The organism is Kitasatospora sp. NPDC057512 (assembly GCF_042802135.1).
GTDB lineage: Bacteria > Actinomycetota > Actinomycetes > Streptomycetales > Streptomycetaceae > Kitasatospora.
In genome coordinates, this window is record NZ_JBHVET010000587.1 from 1 (window position 1) to 5,639 (window position 5,639).

Genomic DNA, 5,639 nt, shown 5'->3' on the forward strand with positions numbered 1-5,639 from the left:
CTCCGCGCCGACGCACCGCGTCAGAAGCCAGGCCGGCGCCGCGCCTACAGCCAGCCCCTTCGCGCGGCCTGCACCAGAAGTCGACCAGTCCGACTTCCCACGCCCACCCACGCCTCGCCGAACCCACCCACCAGACCACCCGCCGACAAACCCCCGGCGCGCCCCGCACCAGAAGTCGGCCGGTCCGACTTCCCACTCCCTCCCCTCCACACCAGAAAGCCGCCCCCGCCTACAGCCACCCCCTCCGGGCGGCCTGCACCCCCGCCTGAAAACGGGTGGTCGCCCCCAACTGGCCCAGCAGGGTGGAGACCCGCCGCACCACCGTGCGCCGCCCCAGCCCCAACCTGCGGGCGATCGCGTCGTCCGTCGCGCCGCCGGCCATCAGCGTGAGGATCCGCCGGTCGCGTTCGTCGATGCGCGGGTCGACGCCCGCCATCGAGGCGGGCACGGCCAGGCGCCACAGCGTCTCGAAGACCGCGCTCAACGCGTTCAGCAGCCCCGACGGCCGGATCAGCAGCGAGACGACGCCCGGTCCGTCGTCGGCGGGCAGCGTGACGATGGCCAGGTCGTCGTCCCCGATGGCGAGTTTGAGCGGCGGCCCGTCCAGCGTCCGCGCCTGCTCGCCCGCCTCGATCATCCGGGCCATGTTGGGCCCGGCCACCGGGTCCTGGAACGCGCACCCCTGGTAGATCGCGCGGTAGACGACGCCCGCGGCCATCCGGCGGCGCTGCAGCACCTCCTGGTCGAGGTAGTGGGCGCGGCTGCCGGAGTACGGCGGCACGTCGATGACCCGCACCTGGTGGCGGGCGGCGAGTTGGAGGCGGTGGCTGGCGGCCAGCACCTCGGCCGGATCGTCGACGACCTCCAGCGCGCCGTAGCTGCCGGTGTCGCGGCGGGCGAAGCGGTAGAGCCGTTCCAGTTCGGCGCCGGCCCGGCGGGCGGCGGCCTGGCGCAGCGCGTCGTGCTGCAGCACCGCCTCGACCACCCGGGCGGGCGGCAGCGCCTCCCAGGCGTGGTCGCGGTCGTCGGCGCTGTCGGTGGTGTCGAAGGCGACCGCGACGCCCTCGTCGGCGAGGTCGCGCAGCACGGCCAGGACGGCCTCCTCGTCCAGGCCCGTCTCCCGCGCCAGTTCGGGTACGCGGGCGCGCGGCCGGCCGACCAGGCAGTGGTAGACGCGGCCGCGTTCGGATTCCGGTTCCAGTACGTCGTGCACGACGCCCCCCAAAGTCACCGTGTGCCCCGCCCCGGCACGCCGCCCCCGCACCCGCCCCGTGCGGGGCCGAGGGAGCCTACCCGCACCGGCGGCGCACATGCGCCGGTGGCCCAGGTGCGCCACCGGGGGCTCTGGCGTCCGGGCTGGGCCCCTGGCAAGAGTTGACGGCGATCAGTCACACGACGGATCAGTCACACGACGGAAGACACGACGGAAGGCCGAGGACGCCCATGCCCCCTGCCCGGCTCCGGCGCGCCCGCGCGGCTCTCGCCGCCCTGGCCGCCTGCCTGCTCCCGCTCGCCGCACCCGCCGCACCCGCGTCCGCCACTGCGGCGACCGGCCCCGCCGCCGGACCCGCCGTACGGGCCGGTGCCGGTGCCGGTGCCGGGGCCGGGGCCCAGGCCGACGCACCGCCCCCGCTGACCGACGGCTTCGGCCTCACCCAGGTCGGCGCCCCCACCGGCAGCGCCACCAACTTCGTCATCACCGTCACCACCCCGCAGGTCGCCGGGCCGCACACCATCCGCATCCTGCTGCCCGCCGACTACGCGTCCCGGCCGGACAAGCGCTACCCGGTGCTGTACTTCCTGCACGGCGCCTCGGACAACCCGAGCGACCCGGCCCTGGCCTACCCGGCGCTGACCGCCGCCCAGTCGATGATCACCGTCATCCCGGACGGCGGCCTGCGCGGCTGGTACGCCGACTGGCTCGACCAGGGCACCGCCGCCGGCGCGCAGAACTGGGAGACCTTCCACCTCACCCAGGTCCTCCCGTTCGTCGACGCCAACCTGCGCACCCGCACCGACCGCGCCCACCGGGCCGTCGGCGGGCTGTCCATGGGCGGCTTCGGCGCCCTGCACTACGCCCAGGACCGCCCCGACCTGTTCGGCCAGGTCCTCACCATGTCCGGCGCCAACGACCTGTCCACCGACGAGATGATCATCCGCGGTGCCGTGGTCGCCACCCTGGTCAACGCCGGCACCGTGCTCTGCGGCCCCAGCGACGGCCACCCCTGCGGCCTGGACTTCGGCCCCACCGTCTCCAGCGACGCGATCTTCGGCAGCCCGTACCCGGTGTTCAACGCCGACTGGCGCTGGAACGCCGCCGACCCCGTCGCGCGCGCGGCCGTGCTCGACCACACCGGCATCGCCGTCTACACCGGCAACGGCAACAACAGCCCCGGCGACATGGAGTTCTGGGCCGAGGGCACCGCCAAGCGCCTCAAGCAGCGCCTCGACGCGCTCGGCCTGCCGTACCGCTACACCGACTACGGCGACGGCACCGGCTGGGGCGCCGACTGCCACGGCGGCCACACCGCGGGCTGCTGGGCGCAGGACCTCGTGGACTACGTCCCGCGCCTGGAGGCGGCCTTCGCCGCCGCCTCCTGACCTCCCCTCTCCCCCGATCTCCCCCGACGAAAGGAAACCCCCTTGCCCACCACGCCCCTCGGCCGTACGGCGCCCTGGCTGCGCCTGCTCGCCGCCCTCCTGGTGACCTGTTGCGCCGCCCTGGGCCTGACCGCCGCCCCCGCCCGCGCCGCCGCGTCCGCCCCGTCGTCCGCATCCGCTCCGGTCGCCGCCTGCTCCTCGCCGCAGCAGTGCCTGACCATCAAGTCGCTCAGCAACGGGCGCCAACTCGACGTCCAGAACGGCAACATGGGCGACGGCGCCTACATCGTCACCAACTCCGCCCCCGGCTACCACCAGTCCTGGCGGCTGAACGTCGACCCCTCGGACTACACCTTCACCATCGTCAACAACGACACCGGCAAGTGCATCGACCTGGCCTTCTTCACCCCGGCCCTGCGCCAGCAGAGTTGCGCCGGGCAGGCCAGCCAGCGCTGGTTCCTCCAGCCCGCGCCCGGCGGCGGCGACGCGTTCATGATCCGCCACGCCGGCGACAACACCTGCCTGGACCTGCTGCTCGGCGGCAACTACGACGACGCCTGGACCGACCAGTACGCCTGCAACGGCACCGCCAACCAGCAGTGGGCCACCGGCTTCGCGCAGGCCGCCCGCAACCTGGCCGTCGACCACGCCGCCAAGCAGTGCCAGAAGAACATCTCCGCCTGCTCCTGGGCCACGAAGAGCGAGGCCCCCGCCGCGCCGCTGCCGCGGGTGTGCGCCTCCGCGATCTGGTTCAACAACACCAGCAGCACCGTCCAGCAGTCCTTCGCGGTCACCGACACCAGCGGCTGGTCCAACAGCATCGGCACCGAGCTGGGCAGCGACATCGGCGGCGGCGCCGAAGGAGTGTTCAAGGCCTCGGTCAAGACCGGCATCAGCTTCCAGAACGTCTGGAGCGGCTCGCGCAGCGTCAACAACTCCGTCACCGTCACCGTCCCGCAGCAGCAGTACGGTTGGGTGACGCTCGCCGAGCTCGCCCGCAAGGTCACCGGCACCTGGACCTTCGACGCCCAGGGCATCCCGTGGACCGCCGAGGACACCATCACCATCCCGGTCACCTCCGACTCCAACGGCGGTGCCACCCTCTACATCGCCAACACCAGCGCGACCTTCAACAGCTGCTCCTGACGCGCCTCGCACCCCACGCGTGCCGCCGCCCGGACCTCACCGGGCGGCGGCTTCGCGTTTCCGCCCACACGGCCCTGACCTGCGCTTTCCCATGGAGCTGCGGGCGGCTCGACATCTGGCTAGCCTGGTCGGGTGGGTACGAAGCACCGCCGTGCCCACCGGGCCGCCGGGCCCCGGAGGCCCGGCAGCCGGGTCGGCCCCGCAGAGCCTCCGGCGCCATCCGCGGCAGAGCCCGCCCACCTCCCGGACACCCACGAGGGACGACCCGCATGGGAGCTACCACCATGTCTCCTGCCAAGCGCATCGCGACCGCGGCCATCACCGCCGTACTCCTGGGCGCCACCCCCGGCCTGGCCGGGGCAGCCGCCCCGCCGACGGCCCTGCCGGCCCAGCAGACCGGGGAGTGGCACCGGTTCAGGATCTACCCGCCGCCCAACGACCCGGCCGTGGACCTGGACGTCAACAGCAGCGGCCAGGCCGTCGTGGCCACCCCCGACCCCACGAACGAACGCCAGCAGTGGAACCTGAGCAAGATCGACGGGAAGCTGTTCATCAAGAACAGGGCGACGGGCACGTGCCTGACCGCACCGAACGACACCCTGGACCCCGTCACCGTCCGGACCTGCGACACGAACGACGCGAACCAGCAGTGGGACGTGCACTACGTGAAGTCGAACCAGGTCGAGATCTCCCCCTGGTCCCACCCCTCCCTCGCCCTCACCGGGGGCGCACAGGCCGGCAGCGACAAGGCCCTCCTACGCCCCTACGCGGAGAAGGACATCCAGGAGTGGCGCCTCCGGTCCGCGTAGCGATCCCCCGGACGCCCCCGGCGCGGCCCCACCCGTGTCCCGGGTGGGGCAGGAGGGGCGGGCGGGCACCGGGTCAGGACTGCTCGATCTCCACGGAGGTGATCACCACGTCCTCGACCGGGCGCTCGTCCTCGGTCGGGGCGGCGGCGATCGCGTCGACCACGGCCTTGGAGGCGGCGTCGGCGACCTGGCCGAAGATGGTGTGCTTGCGGTTGAGGTGGGCGGGGGTGCCCACCGTGATGAAGAACTGCGAGCCGTTGGTGCCCGGGCCGGCGTTGGCCATCGCGAGCAGGTACGGCTTGGTGAAGAACAGCTCCGGGTGGAACTCGTCCGCGAAGGAGTAGCCCGGGCCGCCGGTGCCGGTGCCGGTCGGGTCGCCGCCCTGGATCATGAAGCCCTTGATCACCCGGTGGAACAGCGTGCCGTCGTAGTACGGCCCCTGGCCCGGCTCGCCGGTGCGCGGGTCGGTGTACTCCCGGGTGCCCTCGGCGAGTTCGGCGAAGTTGCGGACCGTCTTCGGCGCGTGGAACGGGAACAGCTCCAGGCGGATCGGGCCCGCCGTGGTGTGCAGGGTGGCGAACCGGGCAGTGGCCACGGTGACTCCTCGGGGTACGGCTGACGGGTGGGGCCGGCGGGTGGGGCCGGTCGGTACGGATCCGTACGACCGGTACGGTGACCTGGGCCGTTCGGCACCCGCATCCTGGCACAGCCTCCGGCCTCGTGGCCGAACCGGGTGGGACGGTCCGCACGTCCTACCAGGCAGTAGGGCGTCGAGGGAAAGGCGGGTGGCCGTGGTGGTCGGTGCGGTTCTGGTGGGGGTGCTGGTCCTGGTCGTCGCGGGGTGCGGCTGCGTGGTGTGGGCCGACCGCGGCGGGCCGCGCTGGACCCGGGTGGCCGCCGCCCTCACCCTCGGCGCCGGCAACGCGCTGCGCGGCGCCCGGCGCGGCCGGCGCCGCCAGGTGGGCTTCAACGGCGGGGACAGCGGTGGGGACGGTGGCGGGGACGGCAGCTGAGCCGTCGTCGCCCGGGCGGGGCGGTCGGACGGCCCCGGCCTGTGAGCGCGAACGCGTCCCCGGCCGCCGC

General features: G+C 73.7%; 6 protein-coding genes. 4 read left to right on the top strand and 2 right to left on the bottom strand.

Features of this window, described 5'->3' with window-relative positions:
- Positions 1 to 229: 229 nt before the first annotated feature.
- Positions 230 to 1,213, bottom strand: a complete 984-nt coding sequence (locus tag ACFU6K_RS29645; protein WP_380668159.1) for a hypothetical protein — start codon at positions 1,211 to 1,213, stop codon at positions 230 to 232.
- Between the two features lie 230 nt (positions 1,214 to 1,443).
- Here ACFU6K_RS29645 and ACFU6K_RS29650 point away from each other — a divergent pair, with 230 nt between their 5' ends.
- The 3 genes from ACFU6K_RS29650 to ACFU6K_RS29660 all read left to right on the top strand — a co-directional run bounded on the left by ACFU6K_RS29650 (position 1,444) and on the right by ACFU6K_RS29660 (position 4,556).
- Positions 1,444 to 2,601, top strand: a complete 1,158-nt coding sequence (locus ACFU6K_RS29650) for an alpha/beta hydrolase (protein WP_380668161.1) — start codon at positions 1,444 to 1,446, stop codon at positions 2,599 to 2,601.
- Between the two features lie 42 nt (positions 2,602 to 2,643).
- A complete protein-coding gene (locus ACFU6K_RS29655) occupies positions 2,644 to 3,747 on the top strand; it encodes an RICIN domain-containing protein (RefSeq protein ID WP_380668163.1) in 1,104 nt (367 codons plus the stop codon).
- A gap of 284 nt (positions 3,748 to 4,031) precedes the next feature.
- Complete coding sequence (locus tag ACFU6K_RS29660; RefSeq protein WP_380668165.1) at positions 4,032 to 4,556, top strand: RICIN domain-containing protein; 525 nt, start codon at positions 4,032 to 4,034, stop codon at positions 4,554 to 4,556.
- Between the two features lie 73 nt (positions 4,557 to 4,629).
- Here the strand turns inward: ACFU6K_RS29660 and ACFU6K_RS29665 are convergent, their stop codons facing one another.
- Positions 4,630 to 5,151, bottom strand: a complete 522-nt coding sequence (locus tag ACFU6K_RS29665; protein ID WP_380668167.1) for a peptidylprolyl isomerase — start codon at positions 5,149 to 5,151, stop codon at positions 4,630 to 4,632.
- 190 nt (positions 5,152 to 5,341) lie between these two features.
- Between ACFU6K_RS29665 and ACFU6K_RS29670 the strand changes: the two genes are divergently transcribed.
- Positions 5,342 to 5,569, top strand: coding sequence for a hypothetical protein (locus ACFU6K_RS29670; RefSeq protein ID WP_380668169.1), 228 nt, complete (start codon positions 5,342 to 5,344; stop codon positions 5,567 to 5,569).
- The last annotated feature ends 70 nt before the right edge of the window (positions 5,570 to 5,639 follow it).